The following is a 25,371-nucleotide window of genomic DNA, read 5'->3' on the forward strand; positions in this document are numbered from 1 at the left end:
AGTCTTTGCCCTGCCGGGTTTTTGATGCTTTTGATTTTCCCTTCATCGGCATATTTTCTCAACGTATTTGGATGTAGACCCAGAAATTCGACCGCTTTCCTGAGTGGTATGTATGCCATGTCTTAAACTATAGCATACATTAGCATTTGTCAACAAAACTTACACTGTTGAGTAACCCCCACTTATGTTTGAGCAAAAGTGCAGGGTTTTAGTACCTTAGCCTAGAGTGCTATAACAAGCCCGCTTTAAATTCCAGCACCATCTAAAAACTCTTGAATGGTGCGATCTTTAAGACGGCAATGGGTTGCTGCCAAAACCGAGTATTCTTCATCAATATCGGTTGTCCGTTCTCCAAAGGTTAACTGATTTGAGTCAGGGGAGTAGTCTAATTTGAGAGCCGCTTCTAGTTGATTAGGATCAGTAGAAGATTGTTGTTGCAGTGTTTGGACTTGCTGTTCTAATAGTTCAATCCGATCTACTAACATCCGAATCACCTGGGCTTCTGAGTCAGGAAGACTGCCATGTTCGAGAGGTTCGATCCGAACCCCAGAGCGATAGACAACGCGACCCGGAACACCCACAACGGTACAATTAGAAGGAACATCCCGCAGTACCACCGATCCGGCCCCAATCCGAACATTGTTACCCAGTTGGATATTGCCTAAAACTTTAGCTCCGGCTCCAACAACAACATTTTCTCCCAGGGTAGGATGACGTTTCCCGCTTTCCTTTCCGGTTCCCCCTAAAGTTACTCCTTGATAAATTAGGCAGAAATCTCCTAAAATAGCCGTCTCACCAATCACAACCCCCATGCCATGATCAATAAAGACCCCTTTACCAATCACAGCACCGGGATGAATTTCAATTCCCGTCAAAAACCGAGCGATGTGGGAAATCAGACGAGGAATAAAGGGCAGTCCCAAAACATACAACCCATGGGCAAGACGGTGGAAGACCAAAGCCTGAAGACCTGGATAGCAAAACAGGACTTCTAACCAATTGCGAGCGGCAGGATCACGCTCAAAAATAATACGAAAATCATCTTGAAGGGTCTTGAGCATCGATTAATAACCCATTTTTATTATACAAACCACTTTTCCCCTTGTGAACTCCCCAAACTTCCGCTATACGGTTGCTAATGGGCTTCCCGCTTCAGTTAGGAAATACCTTAAAAACTCCGTAGTTTTTTTGGACTTACATTCCTTCCCAAGGCAGGAATCCAGGTTCCCAAGATCCAAAAACTTTATCTTTCAACCTCTACCGATTAGCTTGGATGATCGCTTATGGTATTGAAGTTGCAGATCGAACCTAAATTATATCAGATTTTGTATCGACTTACGGGCAATTCCCGGTTTTGAAATTCAGCTTTTTGGGTTGAGTCCACTGATTATTCGTTTTTTCCCTGACGATTATGCTGTTATTCTTCATGAGTGTGATCATATTGGCAACGCTATGGATTACTCAGGGGGTTGTTTTATTTCCCCTGGATGTAATCGGTAGTCTACACTTGCCCCATTGGATAAGTTTAGTCGTAATATTAGTCGTACTATCTTGGTGCTTGGGTAACTAATCGGGTGGGGTCTAAGCACCACGCACGAACCATTTGTCAACAGTTAACAGTCTATACCGTAATAAATTTGGGGATATGGAGAGCAATTATTCTTGGGGTACGGATGTTCATCAAACCACAATTCCTTTGCGGAATCATCAAAGACGACAGATTCGTCCGTTATATCGTGCGGTGTTATTGATGGTATTAGCAACCCTGGCAATGGGTGTGCATTCTTTTCGTCTGGTGCAATTGCAACTGATAGATGGCCCGAAAAACCGAGAACGAGCCGAAGAAAACCGGATTCGGTTAATCCCCATTCCTTCTAATCGGGGTTATATCTTAGATCGCAACAATAAACCCTTAGCGGCGAATCATTTAACCCGTGCCTTATACGTTTGGCCCAAGGAACAAACCCCTGAGCAATGGTCACAAATTGCCACAATGCTCAGTCCCGTCCTGAACATGACCCCGGAAAAGATTTTAGCCCCCATTCAAAAAGTCGGGTATCACTCCCCTACGGCCGTCAGAATTACTCAGTTTCTAACGCCAGAGGCCTTTGTTTGGTTAGGAGAAAAATCGGCCGAGTTACCCGGATTGGAAGTCCGAACGGAATCTAACCGTTATTATCCTCAAGGAAGTTTAGGTTCACAGGTCTTGGGCTATATTGGTGAAGCGACGGCGGAGGAGTTGAAAAAACACCCACAATGGCCGATGGGGATGATTGTCGGACAGTTGGGGATTGAAGCCAGAGCCAATGAAGCCCTCTCTGGGGTCTGGGGTTCTCGCTTAATTGAAGTGAATAGTTTGAACCAAGAATTGCGAGAATTAGGTCAACGTCCCTCTAAAGGGGGAAAAAATGTTAAATTAACCCTCGATTTAGACTTACAAAAAACAGCAGAAGCAGCCCTCGGAGATCAACGGGGGGCCGCCGTTGCCTTAAATGCCAAAACGGGAGAAATTTTGGTGATGGCTAGTAGCCCCCGATTTGATCCCAATATATTTACAAAACCCATTAGCCAAAAACAATGGGAAGAACTACAAAACCAGGATGATCCCTTTTTAAATCGAGCGCTACAAGGCTATCCACCGGGGAGTACCTTCAAAATTGTGTCCTCGGCGGCGGGGATGGGTTCGGGTAAATTTAGTCCTGATTCCATGCAGCAGACCTATAGTTCGATTACGGTCGGGGGAATTACCTTTAACGAACATAGTGGAGGTTATGGGGTGATTGGATTTCGAGATGCCCTAGCCTTCAGTAGTAACACCTTTTATTATCAACTGGGGATGGCTGTTGGCCCGGAAGCCATTGCCGAATGGGGTAAACGGTTGGGGATTGGAAATACCAGTTTAGACCTTTTAGGATTACAAGAAGGGTCAGAAGGATTTATTCCCACCCCGGAGAATAAGGAAAAAACCTATGGCGAACCTTGGTATTTAGGGGATACCGTTACGATGTCCATTGGTCAAGGGGCTGTGTTAGCAACACCATTAGAGTTGGCGGTCATGGTGGCTTCCATTGCCAATGGGGGATATCGGGTGAAACCCCATTTGTTAGAGGAATTAACCCATACAGCAACAGCAAAACCGGAGCCTACTGGCATGAAGCCAGAAGTTGTTCAGGTGATCAAAGAAGGCTTGATTTCTGTAGTTGAGTATGGGACAGCCACCGTGATGAATGATGGGTCTATTCCTTTAACGGGGGGTAAAACTGGAACGTCAGAAGTGTTAGGACAAACCTCTCACTCTCTGTATGTGGCTTTTGGGCCTGCCAGCAAACCTGAAATTGCGATCGCGGTTGTGGTTGAAAATGGGGGTTATGGGTCTAAATCCGCTGCCCCTGTGGCTAAAGCTATTTTCCAAACTTATTTTAATAAAAGCAAACCTGCTTCAGAAGACGTCAACGCCCAAAATACCGAGGAACCCCCAACTCCATAACCAAGGATTGACCTTTGGCTATTGACGGTTGACAGTTATCAGTGTAGAGACGCGCCATGGCGCGTCTGTATCAGTTATCAGTCTAAGAGTTAAGCATCAATCAGCTAATGACCGATGACTAATGACTATTACTTACTTTTCCCTCATCCCCTCATCCCCTTGTCCCCTCATCCCCTTGTCCCCTTGTCTCCTTGTCCTATTTCTTCAACCGATGAGGAGAACGATAGAAGGGACGTTTGACAACAACGGCGGGATAGGTTTTGCCGCGAATTTCCACATCTAAGGATTGACCGATTTTGGATAATTTTGTAGGAACATAGGCCATTGAAATAGCTTTTCCTAAAGTTGGAGATAAAGTTCCACTGGTAATTTCTCCGACTTTTTCTCCATTGCATAAAACCGGATATCCGTGACGGGCAATATATCGTCCTTGCATTTCTAACCCGACTAATTTTTGCTTGACTCCGGCTGTTTTTTGTTGTTCTAATGCTCGACGACCAATAAATTTTCCTTTGGTTTCCCAATGAATAATCCAGCCTAAACCTGCTTCTAAAGGAGTTGTGGTTAAATCAATATCTTGCCCATATAATGCCATTGCCGCTTCTAAACGCAGGGTATCTCTTGCCCCTAAACCGCAAGGCATTACCCCGGCTGTAGCTAAATTTTGCCATAATTCCACACCCATAGCCGGATCAACCATAATTTCAAATCCATCTTCTCCGGTGTATCCTGTGCGGGCAATAAAGGCAGGTTGTCCTAAGATTGTTGTAGTAATATGACCAAAAAATTTAACGTCAGAAAGATTATCGTTAACAAAGGGTTGTAATACTGCTTCTGCTTGTGGCCCCTGAACCGCTAATAAAACTTGATCTCTGGATAAATCCTCTAATGTTACCCCGTGATCCTCAATATGAGCGCTAATCCAAGCTTTATCCCGTGAGCGAGTTGCTGCATTCACAATCATTAACCCTTGGGGTTGGTTGGTGATCGGATCAATACCTTGGTTATAAAAAATAATATCGTCTAATATTCCTCCCTGAACATTTAACAAAGCACTATATTGGGCTTCACCCGGTTGTAAACGGCTTAAATCTGATGGCACAAGGGACTGTAACGCCTCAATCAAATGTTCTCCTCGCAGAATAAATTTACCCATGTGGGAAATATCGAACATTCCTACAGTTTGTCGGACGGCTTCATGTTCTCGGTTAATTCCTGTAAACTGAACCGCCATTTCCCAACCGGCGAAAGGTACCATGCGGCCATTGAGTTCAACGGAGACGTTATACAGGGGAGTACGAGAAAGGGTCATTGTCATATTGGTGTTGACTGTTAGCTGTTGACTGTGTACAGACGTACCAAAAGCCTTACGGCAATAGCCTTACGGCATGAACCGGCTTCGCCAAGGCACGTCTCTACTGACTGTTGACTGTTGATAGGGTTTTAGGTCAATCGTTGAATTACTCCTGTTTGATCATAATACTGTTAAAACCGATTGTTGAATAACCCCATGCCAACGGTCAACACTGCGATACTTCAGCGTGAGCTCAGTGCAAAGCGGTCAACCTTCAGCAACTGATATTAGAATAGTTAGAACCGCTCTTATGTTGTTTTACGGGACTTATTCATGTCAGTATTGGCAGCGATCGCAGTTCTTGCAGTGTTAATTGTCGTTCATGAATTGGGGCATTTTTTAGCCGCTCGTTTCCAAAATATTCATGTTAATCGGTTTTCTATTGGTTTTGGCCCGATATTGTGGAAATATCAAGGCCCAGAAACCGAATACGCTATTCGAGGTCTTCCATTAGGAGGATATGTAGGATTTCCTGATGAAGATCCTGAGAGTACCATTCCTAAAAATGACCCCAATTTACTGAGTAATCGTCCCGTTTTAGATCGGGCAATTGTGATTAGTGCGGGGGTGATTGCTAATTTAATTTTTGCCTATTTTCTATTAGTCACTCAAATTGGGATTATTGGGGTTCCCAGTTTTAATTATGAACCGGGGGTGAAAGTTGCCGAAGTCGCTCAAGATGTGAACTCGGCGGCTAACCGAGCCGGAATTGAATCGAAAGATATTATTTTGGCTGTAGACGGTCAGGATTTAGGAGCTTCGGAAACTTCCATTAAAACCTTAATTAATGTGATTCAAAATAATCCGAATCAACCCTTATCTATGGAGATTAAACGACAGGATCAACTTGTATCCGTCAAAGTCGTTCCTGAACCGGGAAATGATGGGAAAGGTCGCATTGGAGTCCAGTTAACGTCTAATGGAACTGTCGTTCGTCATCGGGCTGCAAACCCCATTCAGGCGTTTACCGAAGGAGCAACGGAATTTCAACGGATTATTAATTTAACCGTATCCGGTTTTGGTCAACTGATTAGTAACTTTAGTGAAACCGCAGAACAGTTATCTGGCCCTGTAGGAATTGTGGCAATTGGGGCTGATATTGCCCGTTCAGATGCGGGAAATTTGTTTCAATTTGCAGCTTTAATTAGTATTAACTTGGCGTTCATTAATATTCTCCCCCTTCCGGCTTTAGATGGGGGTCAATTAGCATTTTTATTAATTGAAGCGTTGCGCGGGAAACCCTTACCCGATAAAGTCCAAGAAAGTGTGATGCAAACCGGGTTAATGCTGTTATTAGGATTAGGGGTTTTCTTGATTATTCGAGATACCGTTAATTTAGCCGATTTAAGTTGGGTGCGATCGCTCTTTCCCCAGTAAACAATCAATATGGTAACTCAGAAAAAGCGGGGAACAAAACAACGGGCTTTAGAAATTTTATTGCGACTCAAACGCCTTTATCCTGATGCAACTTGTAGTTTAAATTATCAAACTCCAGTGCAATTATTAGTGGCAACAATTCTGTCAGCCCAATGTACAGATGAACGAGTCAATCAAGTGACTCCAGCCTTATTTGCTCGATTTCCTGACGCCGAAAGTTTAGGGAAAGCCGACCTGACAGAACTGGAAACCTTAGTCCGGTCAACGGGGTTCTATCGCAATAAAGCTCGCCATATTAAAGCAGCTTGTCAACTCATCGCCGAAAAATACGGGGGACAACCTCCAAAACTGATGGAACAGTTGTTAGAACTCCCTGGAGTGGCTCGGAAAACGGCTAATGTGGTGTTAGGTCATGGCTATGGGATTAATATGGGGGTCACGGTGGATACCCATGTCAAACGCCTGAGTCAACGGTTAGGACTGACAACCCAGACTGACCCCATTCGGATAGAACGGGATTTGATGGAGTTGATTCCCCAAGAAGACTGGGAAAATTGGTCAATTCGCTTAATTTATCATGGTCGCGCTATCTGTACAGCCAGGAGTCCAGCGTGTTATAATTGTGAATTGTCTGATTTATGCCCATCTGTTCAAGGGGCAACCGTCCCCAACGCAGAAAAACGTCTAGGCTAAAGCATAAATAATCATTTAGGAGGAAGACAGCCTTAATATGGCTAAGAAAAGCATGATTGAGCGCGATAAAAAGCGCAAAAAATTAGTAGAGAAATATGCTGAAAAACGCGCTGAACTAAAAGAACAGTTTGAGCAAGCAGAGTCTCAACTGGAAAAAATGGAAATTCACCGCAAAATTCAACAATTACCTCGCAATAGTTCTAAAACCCGGGTGCGTAACCGTTGCTGGTTAACCGGACGCCCCAGAGGCTATTATCGGGATTTCGGATTATCTCGCAACGTCATCCGCGAAATGGCGCACCAAGGGTTATTACCGGGCGTTGTCAAGTCCAGTTGGTAACAGACTATTCCTCATCCGTTTTTGGGGCGGGGTTTTCTCGCCCTGATAACGGTTGGTGTACGAATCGTTCCCGTCCACAGCAGCGCTCAATGCCTAAACTATCTAATAACAAATCACTAACGGCATTGGCAATTGCAAATTCCCCAAAAAAGCTTTTTGAAAAATCAAAAGATTCCATTTCGGTAACAATCGCAATCACTAAAGACCCGACATCATTTTCCCCTTCCATGCGTTGACGAATATAAATTTTAGCGGCGCGTTCTGCTATGGTTTCATTGACGGCTTCGGGGATAAATTGTTCATCTAACCAAGTGTGTAAGGTTTGTTTTAACCATTCTCCTTCCTGTTGGAGATTTTCACTAGGGGGTAAGGTAATTGGGGTAATCGGTTCATTCATATAGGCTTGAAAGTTGATAGTTGACAGTTGACGATAAAATTGAAGGATTCTAGTCTTGAACCAGGGTGATAATAGGAGAGTCTTTTCCGGTGTATTCTTCAGAAATTTTAGTTTTCACTAATTCAGCAAATAGTCGATTAATGGCAGACTCTATAGAATTCGCTTCTCGTTTAAAACAAACTTGAAAGCTTTTGGCTTTATCATAAGTTTTCGTTTCTTTTCTATAGGTTTTTTGAGTTTTGGCTTCGACAAAGACAGAAGGATTTGGACGTTTATACCAATATAATTGATAAGAATAGGTGGAATCATTTCCTTTAAATTTAAGAATATCTTCCCCATGTCCGGGAATACTGAGATAGTAAAATTCCCCCCGTTGATAGATTTGCAGATAGCCCCAAGTTTTCTCCGTTTTGTTGAGGAGTTTTGTTAAGGTACTTTCCAACATAAAGGATGAATTAAGATTTAGCATAGATGAGGTAATAGCCGTTAATATCGTATTCAAATCATAGCAAAGTTTGTCACCTATGCAATATGATGTTAGCGCCATTATCCAAGGGTATGCACAAGGATACTTTTTGATGGCAAATGATGGGGAAGATAGCCTGGGATGGTATTCTAGTCGAGAACGGGCGCTGATTCCCCTGAATGAACAATTTCGTTATCCGCGTTCTTTGCAACGGGTTTTGAATCAAAATCGGTTTACGGTTGCGATTAATCAAGATTTTAACGCTGTTGTGGAAGGGTGCGCTAATCGGGAAGAAACGTGGATATCCTCGGAATTAAAGCAAATTTATCACGCCTTAAATAAAGCCGGGTTTGCCTATAGTTTTGAAACGTGGAAAGAAGGTGAGTTAGCCGGAGGAATATTAGGTATTGTGATTGGGGGAGCGTTTATTGGAGAATCGATGTTTTTTAATATTCCTGATGGTTCTAAGGTGGCAATGGTTAAATTAGTAGAACGATTAATTGAAAGAAAATTTATTCTCTTTGATGCTCAAATGAATAATCCCCATTTAGAACGATTTGGCTCTTATATTATAAAAAATCAAGATTATAAAAAACTTCTCAAAAAAGCCATTATTCAACCTTGTTCTTTTTAGGCTCAGTTGATATGCTAATCGTTTTAGCCGTTGTCCTAGCAATCTGTACTGAGGTCGTAATCATTTAAAACCTCTGCTGAAACTGGCAAAAGTATGAATCCGCTTCCTGGATAGGGAGAATGTTAAGGAAGATACCCAGGAAATAATATGATTATTTTAGATAATTCATGGGTGTGTGTCGTCATAGCGTCGTTTGAATCCAATTTTTTTACGGATAGGAGGCAAAGTCCCAAGAATGTAAAACTGTGAAGATCTAGCTATAAAGGGTTGAGAGTTGTCTAATCAGAGGAGAAGGAAGGCACTTTGGTTTTATCACGGGCGAAACAGTTTTGGAATTTTGGACAAACGGTATTAGGGATTATTTTTCGTCATCCTGTCCCTGGAACCAGTATTATTCCCATTTTGCCTAATGGCCAAATTGTTTTGGTGCGACGTCGAGATAATGGCAAATGGGCTTTACCGGGAGGCATGGTAGACTGGGGCGAAGAAATCTCAACTACAATTCAACGGGAATTGGCTGAAGAAACTGGGTTAGAATTAGTGAAAATTCGACGTTTAGTGGGTGTATATTCGTCGCCAGATCGAGATCCTCGAATTCATTCTATCTGTGTGGTTGTGGAAGCGGATGTTCAAGGAAACTGTCAAGTTCAGGACATCCATGAAATTACGGAGGTTAAAGCCTTTGATGTCACATCCCTCCCCACGGATTTCAGTCATGACTGTGAACGTCATCTTCAGGACTATTTAAACGGTCTGACGACGTTAGCTTAAGGTTTGTCCACTGTATTAATAATTAGGATGTATCAATTATTCCATCATTTCCGGGTTCAAATTCCCCAAGGCCAGATTTTTTGGCGTGAAGCAGGCTATGGCCCTACGATTATTTTTCTGCATGGGTCTTGGGCTGATAGTAGTCAATGGATTCCGTTAATGCAGCATTTAAGTGTTGAATATCATTGTGTTGCACCGGATGTTTTGGGATGCGGAGAATCTCGATCTTTTACGAAAATTCACCCTTCTATTAGTTTGGAAGTGGAGTGTTTAGCCGAACAAATTAAATCCCTGAAACTGAAGGAATTTTGTTTAGTGGGTCACGGTTTGGGCGGATGGATTGCCACTCGTTATGCTTTAGAATATCCCGATGCTGTCAAAGGCTTAGTGGTGATTGCCCCGGAGGGAGTGGAATTTCCCAACTATAAAAAAGAATGGGGACGAATCCGACAATTAGCGGCTAATTTTTCCCCCTTGGTTTGGTTTTTGAAACTGATTTATCCCTTAGCGTGTCTATTTGGAAAAGGAAAAAAAATTAAGGCTGAGTTAAACCAACGCCAGATGATGTTGCAGTGGCCCGTTGCGAATAAATTGTTATATCAGCGTCGGTGGGCGGAAATTCACGGGGAAATGCTGAATCAACGTCTCCATGAGTTGAGGTTGCCGACTTTGGTTTTACAAGGAAATGAAGATACTGCCATTGCTGATCAACACAGTAAAACCTATTCCGAAATTACACCGATGGCTCAATGTCAAATTATTGAGGGCGGACAACCGAATTTACCCGTACAAATGCCAGAAGTGATTGCTCAATCGATTAGAACGTTTATTACCACCCATGTTCAGTTTTCAGAGCCGCCATCCCCCGAAATATTAGATGAGGATCAACCAAAAGATGAGTCTTCCTATCAGGAAACTGCTTGGTAAAGTAACGGTGTAAGCGGGTGCGATCCCCTCCTGTGAGAATAACAGCACTATTAGGATATTCTGTTTGCCATGCTTTGATAAAATCGTGCATTCCCGCCAATAGCGTATAAATAATTCCACTCTGAATGGCTTCTGGGGTGTCGGTTGCCCAGCGTTGGGGTAGATTTTGGGAAAATTCAATCGTTGGTAACGTGGCCGTTCTTTGGGCTAAGGAAGATTGTTGCAGACCTAAACCGGGCAAAATAGCCCCTCCGACTAACCGTTGGTGGGCATCTGCTCCAGTTAAAGTCAGGGCTGTTCCGGCATCAATCACTAAAATTGGCCATCCATAGCAGGTTCCGCCTCCGAAAACAGCTAAGGCTCGATCAATGCCTAAAGTTGAATACATCTCCTTCAGGGGAACGTCTGCCAAGGTTAACGCTCGCACCTGGGGGGATGTTGCCCCGTATTCAGTGGGTTCGGAAACCACAGAGGCCACCAGTAAGGGCAGATTGTCTGTGAAGGTTGGGGGTTGCTCCGTATTTTCCTGATCCCAAGCTTCTAATACGGTTGTACCCGCTAGTTTAGCCCAATGTCGGCGGGAATTTCCCAGCATTAATCCAAACCAAGGCTGTTCACTGACTATCGAGGATGAAGAGAATTGACGCATCTATCTTAAGAAATAGTTTTTTTTTATGTAACAATATCTTAAGATATCTTTACAGAACCTTTGGGGTTGAGGGTGCATCTTCAAACCTGATCTGTTTCCGGTGAAGACGAAAATCTGATGATCGCCGGGATGATTAATCTCTTAATATCAACCCCTTTAACCTGATATTTTTTCTTCATTTTAACTTAAAAAATTGGAAATCAAAATTTAATTTTTATGGAGTACATTCCTATGTCTATACTTCATTTAGATGCTCCTTACTGTTCATGGCCCAAAAACTCTATGTTCAGCTATTGTGAATCTGAAAAACTCGCTTCGATTGCCTTATCGCAAGACGATATAGATCAACATCAGATTCAATTTTATGATCTACTTAATCAGATTAATAAAGAAATTATTAGTACCTTAGATTTAGATAAAGTTTTAAGTTCTGCCTGTCAACAACTGGGTCAAATTATAAAATGTAGTCGGGTGAGTGTTTTAGTCAAAGAATCTAACTCTGAGCAGGAATTTATGACGCGAGGTGAATATAATTCGGGGGAATATTCGAGTCAACTGGGAATTAAACTCAGCGTCAATGATAATCGGCATTTACAGGTTTTATTGTCTCAATCGCAACCTTTGGCGGTAACAAAATTTCAAGACTTTCCGGGTTTAGGAGAAACAACAAAAGCTTTAATTGATCAGTTAGAAATTCAATCCATGTTAGCCATTGCTGTTCGTTATCAAGGGGAAGTTCAAGGGATTATTGGACTTCAGCAATGTGATCGAGAACGGGAATGGCAAGATTGGGAAATTCAACTGTTAGATGGAATTGCATCTCCTTTAGCGATCGCCATTCATCATGCTCAATTATATCAAGAAACTCGCTGTAAAGCGGAACAAGAAGCGTTATTACGGTTAGTGATTAATCAAATTCGCAGTAGTTTAGAATTAAATACCATTTTAAAAACTGCTGTTCAAGGGGTTCGGCAGGTTTTGAATACAGATCGAGTCGTAATTTATCAGTTTATAGACGGTTGGCAAGGAGAAATTAAAGTTGAGGATTATCGAGTGCCTTGGCCGTCAATTTTTGGGGATAAAATCACAGATAATTGTTTTCCTGAACAACATGGGAACCTCTATAAAAATGGACGAGTTCGAGCAATTAATGATATTCATCAATCGGATTTAGATCCCTGTCATCTGAATTTTTTAGCTGCGTTACAAGTCCGAGCTAATTTAGTTGTCCCGATATTAATGGGGGGAGAAACAGAACAAAATCAATCTAATAATCAACTTTGGGGATTATTAATTGCTCATGAATGTAGTCATCCTCGCTATTGGAAATCTTGGGAAATTGAAGGATTACAACAACTCGCAGATCAATTAGCGATTGCTATTAAACAAGCACAACTTTATACCCAAGTTCAAGAAACCGCTTGGCAATATCAACTTCAAACTCAACAGTTACAAGCGACCTTAGAAGAACTCAAAAATGCCCAGATGCAACTGATTCAAAGTGAAAAGCTATCAAGTTTAGGTCAAATGGTAGCGGGAGTTGCCCATGAAATTAATAATCCTAATAACTTTATTTATGCTAATATTTCCCATGCCAGAGGGTATGTTGATAATTTGGTAAATGCTTTAAATCAATGTCGAGAATTTAGTCCTGAAATGGCAGAGTTTGTCAGTCAAATCAGTGAAGAAATCGAATTAGATTTTATTCAAGAAGACTTTCCCCAGTTAATTGATTCTATGGAACAAGGCAGTGTGCGAATTCGCTCAATTGTTAATAGCTTAAAAGATTTTGCTCGTTTGGATGAATCGGAATTAAAATTTGTTGATTTAACAGAAGGGTTAGAAAGTAGTCTAAGTTTATTAGAACATAAAATGAATCAAATTAGTGTCCATAAAGAATATGAAAAAATTCCTAAAATTAATTGTTTTGCGGGTCAAATTAATCAAGTGTTTTTTCAAATTTTAAATAATGGGATTGATGCGGTTAAGGAGCGAGGTAAAGATGGAAAAATTACGATTAAAATTGCTAATAAAAACTTTGATTTTATCCAAATTATTATTCAGGATAATGGCTTAGGAATTCCCGATGACATTAAATCTCGGATTTTTGATCCTTTCTTTACAACAAAACCTGTAGGTCAAGGGACAGGAATGGGACTGGCTATCTGCTATCAAGTGATTGTTAAAGGTCATGGCGGGAAGTTGGAATTTAAGAGTCAAGACGGACAAGGAACAGAATTTATCATTGAGATTCCTTGCCAATAACATGATATTATCAGGGCAATTCCCCTTGAGGGCTAACCATGAACCCTTTTAATCATTATATCAGGCAACTATCAGGGAAAGTTCGGTTGCGAACAGTTTTAATTATTCCGTTTCTGCTACAAATTATTGTTGCGGTCGGATTAACAGGGTATTTATCCTATCGGAATGGACAAAAAGCAATTAATGATTTAGTCACGCAATTACAACAAGAAATTGCAAATCGGATTCAAGAACGTTTGGATAACTATTTAGCTAAACCTTATTTTTTAAATCAAATTAATGCAGAAGCCGTTCAATTGGGAATTTTAAATTTAAACAATTCTCAACTTTTAGAACAACGATTTTTTAAACAAATTCAATTATTAAAATCTATTCAAGGGATTTATTTTGCTAATCCTGAAGGAGAAATTGTTTTAGTTAATTATACTTCTTCTCAAGGATTTCTTTCTTTAATTAGTGAAAATTTTCCCAAACGAGCGATTTATCAATTAGATGAAAAAGGAAATCGAACTCAACGGATTGCTACTGATCTTTATGATGCTAAAACTCGACCTTGGTATCAACAAGCAATGCAAGCGAATCAAACAAAATGGAGTGGTGTTTATACTTTTTCCAGAGGAGATGTAGGAATTACTTTGGCTACACCGATTTATGATCAAACGGGTAATCTTAAAGGATTAATAGCGGTTGATTTACTATTAGAATTAATTGGAGATTTTTTACATAATATTAAAATTAGTCCTGCTGCTCAGACTTTTATTGTAGATGAGTTAGGACAATTAGTAGCCACTTCTACAGAAGAAAAACCCTATATTAAATCGGAAGAAAATCAAATCGCAAAACCCTTAAAAGCGATTGAAAGTTCTAATCAATTAACTCAATCAACGGTGAAATATTTAATTCAAAATTTTCATCAATTTAACCAAATTCAAACATTACAACAATTAGAATTTACTTGGAATGGACAAAAACATTTTCTACAAGTTCTTCCCTACAAAGATCAGTATGGTTTAAACTGGTTCGTCGTCGTGGTGATTCCTGAATCGGATTTTATGCAACATATCCATGAAAATAATCGCATTACTATTTTATTATGTTTAGGAGCGTTAGGACTGGCTATTATTTTAGGAATTATTACCAGTCGTTGGGTGAGTCAACCGATTTTTGAACTCAGTCAAGCGGCGGATGGGTTATCTAAAGGAAATTGGGGAACACCCATTCACCACAAACCCATTCATGAATTAAGACGGTTAGCGCAAGCGTTTAATCAAATGCGAATTCAGTTAAAACAATCTTATAATAAATTAGAAGAATATTCAAAAAGTTTAGAACAGAAAGTTGCAGAACGAACCCATGAATTAGAAGAAGCAAAACAAGCCGCAGATGCAGCAAATCGTGCTAAAAGTACCTTTTTGGCGAATATGAGTCATGAGTTAAGAACGCCATTAAATGCCATTTTAGGGTTTAGTCAATTGATGTCCCGCAACCCCACTTTTTCCCAAGGTTCTCAAGAGTTAAAGATTATTAATCGCAGTGGTGAACATTTATTAGAACTGATTAACGATATTTTAGATTTATCCAAAATAGAAGCGGGAAAAATTATATTAATTGAACAAAGTTTTGATCTTTATCAATTCTTGGATACCTTAGAAGGAATGTTGAAAATTAGAGCGACTTCTCAGGGACTTCAGTTTATAGTTCAATCTGGTGAGGAGGTTCCTCGGTATATTATTAGTGATGAGAAAAAATTACGTCAGGTGTTAATTAATTTATTGGGGAATGCGCTTAAATTTACGAAAAAAGGTCAAGTAATATTGCGGGTAAAACCCTTACCCTTTCAGGAACATTTACCTGGAGAAAACAGTAACAATCAACTGTATCTGAGTTTTGAAGTAGAAGATACTGGAATGGGAATTAGACCCGAAGAAATTCAGGATTTATTTAATGCTTTTGTGCAAACGGAATCCGGCAAAAAATCCCAACAAGGCACAGGGTTAGGGTTAGCAATTAGTCGAAAGTTTGTGCAGATGATGGGGGGAGATATTACCGTTAGTAGTCAATTTGGGGTGGGGAGTATTTTTCAATTTACAATATTGACAACTCAGGCAGAATTTTCAGAAAGTTCACGCCAGCAACCTCCAAGAAAAGTTATCGGTTTATTACCGAATCAACCCAACTATAAAATATTAGTTGTTGATGAAGTTGTTGAAAATCGGTTATTAGTGAAACGGTTATTAACAAACATCGGATTTGAAGTTCTTGAGGCTGAGAATGGGTTAGAAGCAATTCAAGTTTGGGAACAATATCAACCGCAGTTAATTTGGATGGATATGCGAATGCCTGTGATGGATGGATATACCGCAACTCGTCAGATTAAACAAAGACCCCAAGGAAAAAATACGGTGATTATTGCTTTAACGGCGAGTGCGTTACAGGATGAAGAACATATTATTTTAGAAGCCGGATGTGATGATATTGTCAGAAAACCTTTTCAAGAGGCGGAATTATTTGATAAAATGGCTCAATATTTGGGAATTCAATATATCTATGAAAACGAAAGTCCCCAGGATTCCCCATCGGTCAACTCAATTCAATCCTTAACGCCAGAAATGTTTCAGAAAATACCGTTAGCATGGGTTCAACAATTGCATCAGGCGGCGGTGAGTGGAGATGATAGCTGGGTTAGTGAGTTAATTCAACAAATTCCTGATTCTCAAGTAGAACTAGCAGAAATTCTGACATTATTAGTAGATGAATTTCGATTAGATACCATTAGTGATATCACAAAACTTGTAATTTAATTTTTTTAAAGTTATGACTCATTCTTCTGATTCTTCTCCTGCTCAACCTGTAGATATTTTAATCGTGGATGATACCCCCGATAATTTACGTTTGTTATCTTCCATGTTATTAGAACAAGGTTATAAAGTTCGCAAAGCCATGAATGGAAAACGCGCTATTCAAGCGGTGGAAGCGATTCTTCCTGATTTAATTTTATTAGATATTATGATGCCCGAAATGAATGGCTATGAAGTGGCAAAATTTCTGAAAGAGTCTGTTAATTATCAGGATATTCCCATTATATTTCTGAGCGCTTTAAATGATCCTTTAGATAAAGTGTTAGCGTTTGATGTCGGGGGAGTCGATTATATTAGTAAACCTTTTCATGTTCAGGAAGTGTTAGTTCGGGTGAAAACTCAATTGATGATTCGTCAACAACAAAAACAACTACAAGCACAAAATGAACAGTTAAAACAGGAAATTCAACACCGTCAAAATATAGAATCTAAATTAAGCTTGTTGATTCATGCCATATCCCAGGATTTAAAAAATCCGATGACAATAATCTTGAAAGGATTAAAAAGTTTACTGACCAAAAATTTAGTGTCAGATTCATCGGGTATTATTGTCCCTAGAGATATTATAGCACGGATGGTGAATAGTTGCGATCGCCAATTAACCTTGATTAATTCTTTAGTGGAAACAACGGATATCGAAATTCAAGGGGTTTCTTTAGAGTGTAAACCCCTGTCTATCTATACTTTCATTCAGACTTTAGTAGGAGATTGGCAACCGATTATTACCAAAAATCAAGCTTTATTAAAAAGTAATATTTCTCAAAATTTACCTTTAGTTAAAGCAGATTCTCACCAACTTTTGCGAATATTTGAACATTTATTTTCTAATGCAATTAAATATAACGATCCAGGGATTACTTTAACGGTTGCAGCCGAAGTAATTTCAGCAGAAAATCATCCGTCTTTCGTTCGCTGTACTGTTTCTGATAATGGGGTGGGAATTAATAGCGAAGATCTGGAAACTTTGTTTGACCTTTCTCAACGAGAAAACCATCTCAGCAAAATAAAAGGGTTAGGATTAGGTTTATATCTGTGTCGGCAAATTATTACCGCTCATGGGGGCAAAATTGGGGTAATTTCTAGTCCTAACCAAGGGGCAACTTTTTGGTTTACCCTTCCAGTTTGGCTCGAATAAATAGAGTAGAAAATCGGTAAAATCGAGGGCAATATTTTAAGGTATTGTTCTCGCTTTTACCGATTGAAATTCGATTAAATTCGCTTAAACACTAACACATTATCTTTTTCATAGGATAATTTAAAATTAGATTTTGCTTTCAATTGAGTGACATATTTTTCCCCTAAATCTTTTGTATCCGGCCAAGGATGGCGTAAATTTAAAATGACATAATCAAATTCTTTTAAATCAAAGTCCGGTGACACTTGATTCAGTAATTTAATGGTTTCTCGATGGGTGAAATGGGGTGCAAGTCGGTTATCGGTTAAAACGCCTCCTTTAGTTTGGATTTGGGTAACGGCATTTCGGGTTGCTGACCAATTATCAATGCGAGTAAAATAGCCTAAAACTTGGGTATGATCTCCCCATAATAAGAAGACTAAACTTGACCAAAGTACAATCCATTGGGGGAGTTTTGCATGGGGAATTGTGAACAGATGGGAGAAGTTAGAGAAGGTATTCTTCTGAAATTTATTCCATAAACCCCATAAACTATTCCCCAGTCCCGGTTTTTCTTCTGCTAAAGTTCTAATCATTACTAAGAATAAAAACGGTAACGCTGGGAGAGAATATTGATAGATTAAACTGCGTTGCATGGGGTCAACGGATAATATATTCAGTAATAAAGTTGGAATGGCGGGAATTAAAGCGATAAACTTTTGAGGATTTAACCACCAAATGACTGCTATACTAAATTCCAAGAAATAAACCCAAGTCTCGATAGATAATAATTTCCCGAAGACAAATTGAGGTTTAAAAAGAGTATTAACAACAACCTCTAAAACTGAATTTCCTAAATAGGGATAGCGAGAAACTCCGGCGGCTTCTTGACCACTATAAAAGGGAATCATAACTTGAGTCACCAGTAAAAACCAAGCAATTCCTAACGCAATGGCTATCATTCCAGAGAAACGACGTTGTTCAAAAAAGATTAACCACAAGCCAATGGCAATCACGGTTAAACTAAACACCGCTTTACAAGCTAAAATCCAAAGAATTGCTAGAATAAACCAGATAAATTTTTTCTGTTTAGCTGCTAAAATTGCTCCAAAAATTGCCGGAACTGCTAAAACATCGGGGTGAAAATCAAATAAATTAATATTAAAAATTTCAGGATACAGCAAATAAGCAATGGCAACCGCTAATGCTAATCGTTGATCTAATCCCGATAAACGCGCTAATTTCCAAGTAATTCCAGCCGCTGAAGCCAAGCAAATTGCCTGAACTAAAAATAACCAATAAACCGTTGGATATAGCTTGTATAAGAAGACTAAAGGATAGATAGCTAAGGCAGCATGATCGCCTAAAAAATGAAACCCTAAAAAGGAAGAAATAGGTTGACTTCCTTGGCTCATTAAGTATATAATTTGATCATAAATTCCTAAATCATAAGCTGTTGATTGAAATAAGAAATGACGCAGACTGCTATATAAAAATAGAATAATTGTGGCAATCGCTATAATTTTCCAAATCGAAAAGGAAAATAAGCCCTTCGTGTTAATGGACGTTGAAACTTCGGAATGGTCAGGGTAAGTTTGCATTTTGTTCATGATTCACACCGCAATTTAGTCTACCTGAGTTGTGAATCTTCTGAAACATTTGTCAAGGGGAATTCAGCAATGGGGATCAACCATCGTACTATGGTTATATCAAATAGTTCTTAAGAAAAGATGAAAGCAATTACACTTTTGGGTTCTACAGGTTCCATCGGGACTCAAACCTTAGACATTGTAGCAGAATCTCCCGAACAGTTTCGGATTGTCGGACTCGCCGCCGGACGGAATATCACCCTGTTAGCCCAACAAATTCGCGCCTTTCACCCTCAGATTGTTGCGATTTCAGATCCTGACCAATTACCGGACTTAAAAGCTCTCATCGCCGATATTAATCCCCAACCGATTTTGTTAGCTGGGGATGAGGGAATCATCGAAGTTGCTCGTTATGGAGACTCGGAAGCGGTTGTTACCGGAATCGTCGGTTGTGCGGGATTATTACCCACCATTGCCGCCATTGAAGCCGGAAAAGATATCGCCTTGGCTAATAAAGAAACTTTAATTGCTGGGGGGCCGGTTGTCAATCCGTTAATCGAAAAACATGGGGTTAAATTATTACCAGCAGACTCCGAACATTCAGCAATTTTTCAATGTTTACAAGGAGTACCCAAAGGAGGATTAAGGAAAATTATTTTAACCGCTTCTGGGGGTGCATTTCGAGATTGGCCTGTTGAGAAATTAAAAGACGTAAAAGTGGCGGATGCGATTACCCATCCTAACTGGTCAATGGGTAAAAAAATCACCGTTGATTCAGCAACAATGATGAATAAAGGATTAGAAGTGATTGAAGCGCATTTCTTGTTTGGATTGGATTATGATGATATTGAAATTGTGATTCATCCTCAAAGTATTATTCATTCTTTAATTGAATTACAAGATACCTCTGTTTTAGCTCAATTGGGTTGGCCGGATATGCGTTTACCGATATTATATGCCATGTCTTGGCCGGAACGAATTTATACAAATTGGGAACGTTTGGATCTCGTTAAAGCGGGAAGTTTAACCTTTAAAGCACCGGATGATCAAAAATATCCTTGTATGTCTTTAGCTTATGCTGCGGGCAGGGCTGGGGGTTCGATGCCTGCGGTTTTAAATGCTGCAAATGAACAGGCGGTTGCTTTATTTTTAGAGGAAAAAATTGAGTTTTTAGATATTCCTCGTGTGATTGAATTAACTTGCGATCGCCATCGAATTGATAACCGTCAAGACCCGACTTTAGAAGATATTATAGAAGCAGATCGTTGGTCAAGACAAGAAGTGATTGCAGCTTCTGAAAAAATTGGTCAAAAAGTTGCGGTTTAAGTTGTAATAAAAGGGGTAACTCGCTAAAAGTTGAATTGCTTTTATCAATTTCCTGAGATTACAAAACTTGTAGGGGTGAGGCGTGCCTCACCCCTACAAAGGGATCTAAGGATTTCTTAAGGTTTAATTCATTGTTGGCTTATAAATAATATGAATAATAAACTCATTGATGCCCTCATACAAATTATAGAAACCTTAACGCCAGAAGAATATCTGATTTTACAGAAAAAAATGCAAACATTAGATAAAAATAATATAAAAGAAATTCATAATCAAGGATTAAAAAAAGCAAAAAAGGGAGATAATAAAGGAGCTATTGAAAAGTTTAATCAGGTTTTAATGATTAAACCTGATAGTGTAGCAACTTATATTAGTCGAGGAGTTTGTTATTTGAAGTTAGGGAATCTTGAAAAAGCAATTCAAGATTGTGATAAAGCTATTGAAATCGACCCTAAGAATCCTATAGCTTATTATAACAAAGGTAATACTTTAAGAAAATTACAGAAAAATTTGTTAGCACTATCTAGCTACAATCAAGCTATAAATTATGATGAAAATAATGCTGAAGCCTACTATAATCGAGGATTAACCCATCAAGACTTAGGAAATATACAAAAAGCGATTGCTGATTTGGAGAAAGCAGCTAGTTTATTTCAAAATACAGGAAATATTGATTACTATTTAAAAGCTTTAGAGGCTGTTGAACGTCTTAAACATTTGAGTTAAAATCATAATTTTATCCTTTTTTATTATTGATTGTTGAAGTCGATATTTTCATAGAGATCAGCGATTAAAATTTGCGTTTCAAAGTTACTCAAGGATAGGGTAACATTGGGATCGTCGTATTCTGAAAAAATCCATTGATTGACAGCAGTTTTAACATAGTGTTCAACATGAATTCGATATTGATCGATGAGCAGATATTCTTGGAAAGTTGGAATGGTGCGATAGGAAGCAAATTTTTCGCTGCGATCATAGTTTTGGGTCGATTTAGATAGAACTTCCGCAATAAAGCAAGGATTTAATACCGTATCTTTGCGTCCGATTTGCAGTTCTAGGGGCTTTTGAAGTACCATTACATCAGGATAGGTATAGAGGCTAACTGTTGGAATCCAAAGGCGCTGATCTACATGGAAAGTTTCATAGGGTTTACGTCTCAGAGCAAGAGTTAAAATAATGTAGAGGTTTCCACTAATTTTGTTATGGTCGGGTGTTCCACCAGTCATCGGAATAATTTCTCCATTACGATATTCATTGCGGGTTTCGGAGGCAATTTCAAGTTCTAAATATTCTTCAGGGGTGTAGTTTTTTGTCTCAGTTTGAGCAATCATAGCAGGTTGACTCCTAATCGTTTAAGTTGTTGATTGATCCAAATAGTTGCTGTCTTTTCATTTGTTTCAATTGCTCGTTCTACTCCTATTTTAGCAATTTTGAGGAGTTTTTTAGATATCCTCTTTACTGTCTGTCCCCTGTTGTTCAAATTCTCTAATATTGATTATTAAAGTCGATATTTTCATAGAGATCAGCGATTAAAATTTGCGTTTCAAAGTTACTCAAGGATAGGGTAATATTGGGATCGTCGTATTCTGAAAACATCCATTGATTGACAGCAGTTTTAACATAATGTTCGACATGAATCCGATATTGATCAATGAGCAGATATTCTTGGAAAGTGGGAATGGTGCGATAGGAAGCAAATTTTTCACTGCGATCATAGTTTTGGGTCGATTTAGATAGAACTTCCGCAATAAAGCAAGGATTTAATACCGTATCTTTGCGTCCAGTTTGCAGTTCTAGGGGCTTTTGAAGTACCATTACATCAGGATAGGTATAGAGGCTAACTGCTGGAATCCAAAGGCGTTGATCTGTGATAAAAATGCGATAAGATTGACCTCTTAAGGCTAATTTGAGCAAAGTGTGAAGGTTTCCTGCAATTTCGTTATGGTCGGGTGTTCCACCAGTCATCGAAATAATTTCTCCATTACGATATTCATTGCGGGTTTCTGAGGCAATTTCAAGTTCTAAATATTCTTCAGGGGTGTAGTTTTTTGTCTCAGTTTGAGCAATCATAGTAGGTTGACTCCTAATAGTTTAAGTTGCTGATTGATCCAAATAATTGCTGTCTTTTTTGATCGTTCATTTTACTCCTATTTTAGCAATTTATAGGAGTTGTTTAGACATCCTCTTTACTGTCTGTCGCCTGTTGTTCAAATTCTCTAATAATGCTCCGAATATCATCTGCGGCAATATCAACTTGTTCAGATTTGGCGTAAATCGTCAGTAAAATAATTGCCGTTGCTGTTTTGATGTAGTAAATTAGACGGTAGCCACCACTTTTACCTTTTTGAATGTCGCTATTTCGGACTCTCAGCTTGAAGACTGCATAACCAACTTCCGGTATTTGATCTCCTGGTAACTCTCCCCTCTCAAGTTGTTCGATGATGGGTTGTATATCATTCCGAATACTGCGATATTTCTTAGCAAGAGTGCGTATATTTCGTTTGAATGTTGGCGAAACTTCAACTTGAATTAAAGGCTGCTCAGACATCTTCAATTCCTTCCCAAAGTTGAGCAACTGGAATAGTTTGTCCAGTCATTGCTTCCTGCCAAGCTTGACGAAAATCTGCTAAGACTTCTGCTTGAGATTTATCATTTAGATCTGTCTGTTCTGGAATTAGAACAATAACTTCTACACGGCTATTTTTATCTGTTAGGAGAGGATGATCTAAGGTTAGTTGTCCTTGATCATTAATCATTGCCATGACTTTAACTGCTTTCATTGCTACTCCAAAATGGTTTAAGTGGTAGTTTTTAGATTTGTTCCTAATCTTTCAAGTTGCTAGTTAATCCAAATAATCACTGTCTCTTCATCGGTTTCAATTGCTTGTTCTACTCCTATTTTAGCAATTTCATCGTTAAAATCGTTATATTTTTATAATTTACATTAATTTATCACTTCTGACAGAGGAAGAAACACGCTTAAAATTCCTACTGTTTTTAACAGAGAAAAGAATTCTAATTTCTGGTGTAAACCTCATCTTTGAAGAATCTAATTATGCCAACTCAACAACAAGAAAGACCCCCCCAGCATCAAAATCAACAACCTGGATTGCAAACGGAAATGAATCCGGCTCCATTAGTTGTTGACCCCGACTATCAAGGCAGTAATAAACTCAAAGATAAAGCCGCTTTAATTACGGGTGGTGATAGTGGAATTGGGCGGTCTGTTGCCGTTCTCTACGCCAAAGAAGGTGCTGATGTTGCTATTATTTATTTAAACGAAACAGAAGACGCAGAAGAAACAAAAAAACTCGTCGAACAAGAAGGTCGCCGTTGTTTATTAATTCAGGGTGATATTGGGGATGAAGATTTCTGTCGGGAAGCCGTTAAACAAACCGCCGAAGAGTTCGGACACCTAGATATTTTAGTCAATAATGCAGCCGAACAACATCCTCAAGAAAACTTCCAAGATATTAGTGCAGAACAGTTAGAACGTACCTTCCGCACGAATATTTTTTCAATGTTTTATCTTTCCAAAGCTGCCATTAATCACCTGCATCCGGGTAGCGTTATTATCAATACTACCTCGGTTACTGCTTATCAAGGTAATCCCACTTTAGTCGATTATTCCTCAACAAAAGGAGCTATTGTTGCCTTTACTCGCGCCCTTTCTCAAAATTTAGTTGAGAAAAATATTCGGGTGAATGCCGTTGCTCCCGGCCCGATTTGGACTCCTTTAATTCCGGCAACTTTCCCTGAAGATAAAGTCGCCACCTTCGGTCAACAAGTCCCCATGCAACGGGTCGGTCAACCTGCGGAAGTTGCCCCCTGTTATGTGTTTTTAGCTTCAAAAGATGCCTCTTATATGACCGGACAAGTGCTGCATCCCAACGGGGGTGAAGTGGTCAATGGATAAGCATTGATTTGTTTTCAATCTCTTCTAAGACAGTGAACATTAAAGACCCGGTAACTTTTATGAAACCGGGTTTTTGTGATCTAGCTGACAGGAGTACACACCGTTCTATATAGTCCTTCTGGTTCAATATTGTTTTTGCTTTTATTTCTATAGTGAGATGTTTAATTAAATCATTTCATCCAAAATTAAAAAATAGAAACAGCACCTAAACTCTGGGCTGTTTGGTTATAGAAGGCTGTTTTTGTTTTAATTTTTTTAGCCTGAATTTTAAAACATTTAATAACAGCACCAATCAAAAAAACTGTTTTTATCCTTTATCCTGTTTCCCTTGAAAAATAGGAGGCGCAATGCAAACACTATCTCCCCCAAAACGTCACAAATTTTCACAACCTATGGCGTTATTAATGTCTGGGTTGTTGATGGTTCCCTTTTTAAATGCTTGTGGCGGTTCTCAAAGTTATAATAGTCCTCCGCCTCCGGTGGACGATACCAGGGGGGGAACTGTTGCGCCTCCACCTTCACGACAATCTCAAGCGAGACCGGGATTATCTAATGGTCAAAAAGTGGCTATTTTAGTCGGGGCGGCGGCTCTTTACTACATCTATAACCAACATAAAAATCGACCAGAAAACGGGCCACAAGGTAAACATTATTTATCTAAAAATGGTCGTGTTTATTATCGAGATGCAGAAGGTCGCGCCCATTGGGTTACTCCTCCGCCGGAAGGAATTCAGGTTCCTGAAGAAGAAGCCCGTGCCTATGAAGATTTTAAGGGATATAACGGCAGAACTTCAGGTTTAGATATCAATGATGTTGTGCAGAATTCTGTCCCGGCTCGTTAAAAAAGCGATCGCTTCATTAACAATTTTTTCGCCAATTTAATTCATAGAAAAAGGAACAAAATCATGGTTGATGGTTTTTTACGAAAAATGGCTGATTCTTTCTTAAATCCTGATAATCAGCAATATAATGATGATGAAAATCGGCGAGTCTATCCCGCTAGTGAAGATCCTTATGGTGATCCGGCTGATCAAGGACAATGGTTCTCCTGTACCTATGGTGATAAGTAAATCTTATAAAGAAAGACAAGCTAGTAGCTTTTCACGCATCATCTCAAAATTTTTGAAGCCATAGCTTTGACGAAGAATTAATTTGATCCGGTTATTTAATCCCTCCATGACTCCACTGGTTGTTCGATTAATAAAATA

At 39.4% G+C, this 25,371-nt stretch carries 26 protein-coding genes and 1 pseudogene; 15 read left to right on the forward strand and 12 right to left on the reverse strand.

The features are described 5' to 3' along the window. On the reverse strand, positions 1 to 119 hold a 119-nt coding region (locus H6G57_RS29835; RefSeq protein ID WP_375539509.1), incomplete at its 3' end, for a MerR family DNA-binding transcriptional regulator. 126 nt (positions 120 to 245) lie between these two features. Next, positions 246 to 1,061 (reverse strand): serine O-acetyltransferase, encoded by an 816-nt coding sequence (gene cysE / locus H6G57_RS27745; RefSeq protein WP_190524914.1) that lies wholly within the window; start codon positions 1,059 to 1,061, stop codon positions 246 to 248. Between the two features lie 584 nt (positions 1,062 to 1,645). Here cysE and mrdA point away from each other — a divergent pair. Beyond that, entirely contained in the window at positions 1,646 to 3,487 is a 1,842-nt protein-coding gene (gene mrdA, locus H6G57_RS27750) for a penicillin-binding protein 2 (protein ID WP_190524916.1), read from the forward strand. Positions 3,488 to 3,683: 196 nt separating this feature from the next. On the opposite strand, the gene gcvT is transcribed toward mrdA, so the two are convergent. After that, complete coding sequence (gene gcvT / locus H6G57_RS27755; protein ID WP_190524917.1) at positions 3,684 to 4,805, reverse strand: glycine cleavage system aminomethyltransferase GcvT; 1,122 nt, start codon at positions 4,803 to 4,805, stop codon at positions 3,684 to 3,686. A gap of 309 nt (positions 4,806 to 5,114) precedes the next feature. Here gcvT and rseP point away from each other — a divergent pair, with 309 nt between their 5' ends. The 3 genes from rseP to rpsN are packed head-to-tail and all read left to right on the forward strand — an operon-like array spanning position 5,115 to position 7,251. Continuing rightward, positions 5,115 to 6,218 carry an RIP metalloprotease RseP gene (gene rseP / locus H6G57_RS27760; protein ID WP_190524919.1) on the forward strand — a complete coding sequence of 368 codons (1,104 nt, stop codon included), beginning with the start codon at positions 5,115 to 5,117 and terminating at the stop codon, positions 6,216 to 6,218. Between the two features lie 9 nt (positions 6,219 to 6,227). After that, positions 6,228 to 6,911, forward strand: coding sequence for an endonuclease III (gene nth, locus H6G57_RS27765; RefSeq protein ID WP_190524921.1), 684 nt, complete (start codon positions 6,228 to 6,230; stop codon positions 6,909 to 6,911). 37 nt (positions 6,912 to 6,948) lie between these two features. Further along, positions 6,949 to 7,251: a 30S ribosomal protein S14 gene (gene rpsN, locus H6G57_RS27770; RefSeq protein WP_072721335.1), complete on the forward strand. Its 303-nt coding sequence runs from the start codon at positions 6,949 to 6,951 to the stop codon at positions 7,249 to 7,251. Between the two features lie 70 nt (positions 7,252 to 7,321). On the opposite strand, the pseudogene H6G57_RS27775 reads toward rpsN, so the two are convergent. Both H6G57_RS27775 and H6G57_RS27780 read right to left on the reverse strand, forming a co-directional pair. Beyond that, positions 7,322 to 7,648: pseudogene (locus H6G57_RS27775) on the reverse strand (hypothetical protein); the annotation flags it as partial. 49 nt (positions 7,649 to 7,697) lie between these two features. Next, the gene (locus H6G57_RS27780) at positions 7,698 to 8,117 is read right to left on the reverse strand and encodes a hypothetical protein (protein WP_190524923.1); all 420 of its coding nucleotides are present in this window, start codon (positions 8,115 to 8,117) and stop codon (positions 7,698 to 7,700) included. A 55-nt stretch (positions 8,118 to 8,172) separates the two neighbouring features. Here H6G57_RS27780 and aat point away from each other — a divergent pair, with 55 nt between their 5' ends. From aat to H6G57_RS27795, 3 genes are all read left to right on the forward strand, one after another. Then, positions 8,173 to 8,748: a leucyl/phenylalanyl-tRNA--protein transferase gene (gene aat, locus H6G57_RS27785; protein ID WP_190524925.1), complete on the forward strand. Its 576-nt coding sequence runs from the start codon at positions 8,173 to 8,175 to the stop codon at positions 8,746 to 8,748. A gap of 303 nt (positions 8,749 to 9,051) precedes the next feature. Next, positions 9,052 to 9,519 carry an NUDIX domain-containing protein gene (locus H6G57_RS27790; protein ID WP_190524927.1) on the forward strand — a complete coding sequence of 156 codons (468 nt, stop codon included), beginning with the start codon at positions 9,052 to 9,054 and terminating at the stop codon, positions 9,517 to 9,519. Between the two features lie 27 nt (positions 9,520 to 9,546). After that, the gene (locus H6G57_RS27795) at positions 9,547 to 10,446 is read left to right on the forward strand and encodes an alpha/beta fold hydrolase (protein WP_190524929.1); all 900 of its coding nucleotides are present in this window, start codon (positions 9,547 to 9,549) and stop codon (positions 10,444 to 10,446) included. On the opposite strand, the gene H6G57_RS27800 is transcribed toward H6G57_RS27795, so the two are convergent. Then, positions 10,349 to 11,095, reverse strand: coding sequence for a pantothenate kinase (locus tag H6G57_RS27800; RefSeq protein ID WP_190524931.1), 747 nt, complete (start codon positions 11,093 to 11,095; stop codon positions 10,349 to 10,351). The two genes, H6G57_RS27795 and H6G57_RS27800, sit on opposite strands and share 98 nt — an antisense overlap. A 231-nt stretch (positions 11,096 to 11,326) precedes the next feature. Between H6G57_RS27800 and H6G57_RS27805 the strand changes: the two genes are divergently transcribed. Genes H6G57_RS27805 through H6G57_RS27815 form a run of 3 tightly spaced genes read left to right on the forward strand, consistent with a single transcriptional unit; the run spans position 11,327 to position 17,353 of the window. Next, positions 11,327 to 13,360: a GAF domain-containing protein gene (locus H6G57_RS27805; RefSeq protein ID WP_190524938.1), complete on the forward strand. Its 2,034-nt coding sequence runs from the start codon at positions 11,327 to 11,329 to the stop codon at positions 13,358 to 13,360. Positions 13,361 to 13,398: 38 nt separating this feature from the next. After that, a complete protein-coding gene (locus H6G57_RS27810; protein ID WP_190524940.1) occupies positions 13,399 to 16,161 on the forward strand; it encodes an ATP-binding protein in 2,763 nt (920 codons plus the stop codon). A 13-nt stretch (positions 16,162 to 16,174) separates the two neighbouring features. Further along, positions 16,175 to 17,353, forward strand: coding sequence for a hybrid sensor histidine kinase/response regulator (locus H6G57_RS27815; protein WP_190524942.1), 1,179 nt, complete (start codon positions 16,175 to 16,177; stop codon positions 17,351 to 17,353). A gap of 74 nt (positions 17,354 to 17,427) precedes the next feature. Here H6G57_RS27815 and H6G57_RS27820 read toward each other — a convergent pair whose 3' ends face one another. Further along, complete coding sequence (locus tag H6G57_RS27820; protein ID WP_190524944.1) at positions 17,428 to 18,942, reverse strand: DUF2079 domain-containing protein; 1,515 nt, start codon at positions 18,940 to 18,942, stop codon at positions 17,428 to 17,430. Positions 18,943 to 19,062: 120 nt separating this feature from the next. Between H6G57_RS27820 and H6G57_RS27825 the strand changes: the two genes are divergently transcribed. Both H6G57_RS27825 and H6G57_RS27830 read left to right on the forward strand, forming a co-directional pair. Next, the gene (locus H6G57_RS27825; RefSeq protein ID WP_190524946.1) at positions 19,063 to 20,247 is read left to right on the forward strand and encodes a 1-deoxy-D-xylulose-5-phosphate reductoisomerase; all 1,185 of its coding nucleotides are present in this window, start codon (positions 19,063 to 19,065) and stop codon (positions 20,245 to 20,247) included. A gap of 150 nt (positions 20,248 to 20,397) precedes the next feature. Then, positions 20,398 to 20,973, forward strand: a complete 576-nt coding sequence (locus H6G57_RS27830; RefSeq protein ID WP_190524948.1) for a tetratricopeptide repeat protein — start codon at positions 20,398 to 20,400, stop codon at positions 20,971 to 20,973. Positions 20,974 to 20,996: 23 nt separating this feature from the next. Here H6G57_RS27830 and H6G57_RS27835 read toward each other — a convergent pair whose 3' ends face one another. The 4 genes from H6G57_RS27835 to H6G57_RS27850 all read right to left on the reverse strand — a co-directional run bounded on the left by H6G57_RS27835 (position 20,997) and on the right by H6G57_RS27850 (position 23,027). Then, a complete protein-coding gene (locus H6G57_RS27835) occupies positions 20,997 to 21,578 on the reverse strand; it encodes a Uma2 family endonuclease (protein WP_190524950.1) in 582 nt (193 codons plus the stop codon). Between the two features lie 154 nt (positions 21,579 to 21,732). Continuing rightward, on the reverse strand, positions 21,733 to 22,317 hold the full coding sequence (locus H6G57_RS27840) for a Uma2 family endonuclease (RefSeq protein WP_190524952.1): 585 nt from the start codon (positions 22,315 to 22,317) through the stop codon (positions 21,733 to 21,735). A gap of 103 nt (positions 22,318 to 22,420) precedes the next feature. After that, the gene (locus H6G57_RS27845; RefSeq protein ID WP_190524954.1) at positions 22,421 to 22,795 is read right to left on the reverse strand and encodes a type II toxin-antitoxin system RelE/ParE family toxin; all 375 of its coding nucleotides are present in this window, start codon (positions 22,793 to 22,795) and stop codon (positions 22,421 to 22,423) included. Continuing rightward, complete coding sequence (locus H6G57_RS27850; RefSeq protein WP_190524955.1) at positions 22,788 to 23,027, reverse strand: hypothetical protein; 240 nt, start codon at positions 23,025 to 23,027, stop codon at positions 22,788 to 22,790. Before H6G57_RS27850 ends, H6G57_RS27845 begins: the two co-directional genes overlap by 8 nt. 275 nt (positions 23,028 to 23,302) lie before the next feature. On the opposite strand from H6G57_RS27850, the gene H6G57_RS27855 reads away from it, so the two are divergent. The 3 genes from H6G57_RS27855 (at position 23,303) to H6G57_RS27865 (ending at position 25,233) form a co-directional block, all read left to right on the forward strand. After that, complete coding sequence (locus tag H6G57_RS27855; protein ID WP_190524957.1) at positions 23,303 to 24,163, forward strand: SDR family oxidoreductase; 861 nt, start codon at positions 23,303 to 23,305, stop codon at positions 24,161 to 24,163. Positions 24,164 to 24,510: 347 nt separating this feature from the next. Continuing rightward, entirely contained in the window at positions 24,511 to 25,005 is a 495-nt protein-coding gene (locus H6G57_RS27860; RefSeq protein WP_190524959.1) for a hypothetical protein, read from the forward strand. Between the two features lie 63 nt (positions 25,006 to 25,068). Beyond that, complete coding sequence (locus H6G57_RS27865; protein ID WP_190524961.1) at positions 25,069 to 25,233, forward strand: hypothetical protein; 165 nt, start codon at positions 25,069 to 25,071, stop codon at positions 25,231 to 25,233. Positions 25,234 to 25,236: 3 nt separating this feature from the next. On the opposite strand, the gene H6G57_RS27870 is transcribed toward H6G57_RS27865, so the two are convergent. Beyond that, the gene (locus H6G57_RS27870; protein WP_375539548.1) at positions 25,237 to 25,365 is read right to left on the reverse strand and encodes a transposase; all 129 of its coding nucleotides are present in this window, start codon (positions 25,363 to 25,365) and stop codon (positions 25,237 to 25,239) included. Positions 25,366 to 25,371 lie beyond the last annotated feature (6 nt).

Source organism: Planktothrix sp. FACHB-1365 (assembly GCF_014697575.1).
Taxonomy (GTDB): Bacteria; Cyanobacteriota; Cyanobacteriia; order Cyanobacteriales; family Microcoleaceae; genus Planktothrix.

Excerpts from the sequence above, each read along its gene's own strand:
- H6G57_RS27780 (WP_190524923.1), bottom strand. The coding sequence starts at position 8,117 with ATGCTAAATCTTAATTCATCCTTTATGTTGGAAAGTACCTTAACAAAA.
- cysE (WP_190524914.1), bottom strand. The coding sequence starts at position 1,061 with ATGCTCAAGACCCTTCAAGATGATTTTCGTATTATTTTTGAGCGTGAT.
- H6G57_RS27860 (WP_190524959.1), top strand. The coding sequence starts at position 24,511 with ATGCAAACACTATCTCCCCCAAAACGTCACAAATTTTCACAACCTATG.
- H6G57_RS27850 (WP_190524955.1), bottom strand. The coding sequence starts at position 23,027 with ATGAAAGCAGTTAAAGTCATGGCAATGATTAATGATCAAGGACAACTA.
- H6G57_RS27810 (WP_190524940.1), top strand. The coding sequence starts at position 13,399 with ATGAACCCTTTTAATCATTATATCAGGCAACTATCAGGGAAAGTTCGG.
- aat (WP_190524925.1), top strand. The coding sequence starts at position 8,173 with ATGCAATATGATGTTAGCGCCATTATCCAAGGGTATGCACAAGGATAC.
- H6G57_RS27830 (WP_190524948.1), top strand. The coding sequence starts at position 20,398 with ATGAATAATAAACTCATTGATGCCCTCATACAAATTATAGAAACCTTA.
- H6G57_RS27855 (WP_190524957.1), top strand. The coding sequence starts at position 23,303 with ATGCCAACTCAACAACAAGAAAGACCCCCCCAGCATCAAAATCAACAA.
- H6G57_RS27845 (WP_190524954.1), bottom strand. The coding sequence starts at position 22,795 with ATGTCTGAGCAGCCTTTAATTCAAGTTGAAGTTTCGCCAACATTCAAA.
- H6G57_RS27820 (WP_190524944.1), bottom strand. The coding sequence starts at position 18,942 with ATGAACAAAATGCAAACTTACCCTGACCATTCCGAAGTTTCAACGTCC.
- H6G57_RS27795 (WP_190524929.1), top strand. The coding sequence starts at position 9,547 with ATGTATCAATTATTCCATCATTTCCGGGTTCAAATTCCCCAAGGCCAG.
- H6G57_RS27840 (WP_190524952.1), bottom strand. The coding sequence starts at position 22,317 with ATGATTGCTCAAACTGAGACAAAAAACTACACCCCTGAAGAATATTTA.
- H6G57_RS27805 (WP_190524938.1), top strand. The coding sequence starts at position 11,327 with ATGTCTATACTTCATTTAGATGCTCCTTACTGTTCATGGCCCAAAAAC.
- nth (WP_190524921.1), top strand. The coding sequence starts at position 6,228 with ATGGTAACTCAGAAAAAGCGGGGAACAAAACAACGGGCTTTAGAAATT.
- H6G57_RS27835 (WP_190524950.1), bottom strand. The coding sequence starts at position 21,578 with ATGATTGCTCAAACTGAGACAAAAAACTACACCCCTGAAGAATATTTA.
- H6G57_RS27815 (WP_190524942.1), top strand. The coding sequence starts at position 16,175 with ATGACTCATTCTTCTGATTCTTCTCCTGCTCAACCTGTAGATATTTTA.
- gcvT (WP_190524917.1), bottom strand. The coding sequence starts at position 4,805 with ATGACAATGACCCTTTCTCGTACTCCCCTGTATAACGTCTCCGTTGAA.
- rseP (WP_190524919.1), top strand. The coding sequence starts at position 5,115 with ATGTCAGTATTGGCAGCGATCGCAGTTCTTGCAGTGTTAATTGTCGTT.
- mrdA (WP_190524916.1), top strand. The coding sequence starts at position 1,646 with ATGGAGAGCAATTATTCTTGGGGTACGGATGTTCATCAAACCACAATT.
- H6G57_RS27800 (WP_190524931.1), bottom strand. The coding sequence starts at position 11,095 with ATGCGTCAATTCTCTTCATCCTCGATAGTCAGTGAACAGCCTTGGTTT.
- H6G57_RS27865 (WP_190524961.1), top strand. The coding sequence starts at position 25,069 with ATGGTTGATGGTTTTTTACGAAAAATGGCTGATTCTTTCTTAAATCCT.
- H6G57_RS27825 (WP_190524946.1), top strand. The coding sequence starts at position 19,063 with ATGAAAGCAATTACACTTTTGGGTTCTACAGGTTCCATCGGGACTCAA.
- rpsN (WP_072721335.1), top strand. The coding sequence starts at position 6,949 with ATGGCTAAGAAAAGCATGATTGAGCGCGATAAAAAGCGCAAAAAATTA.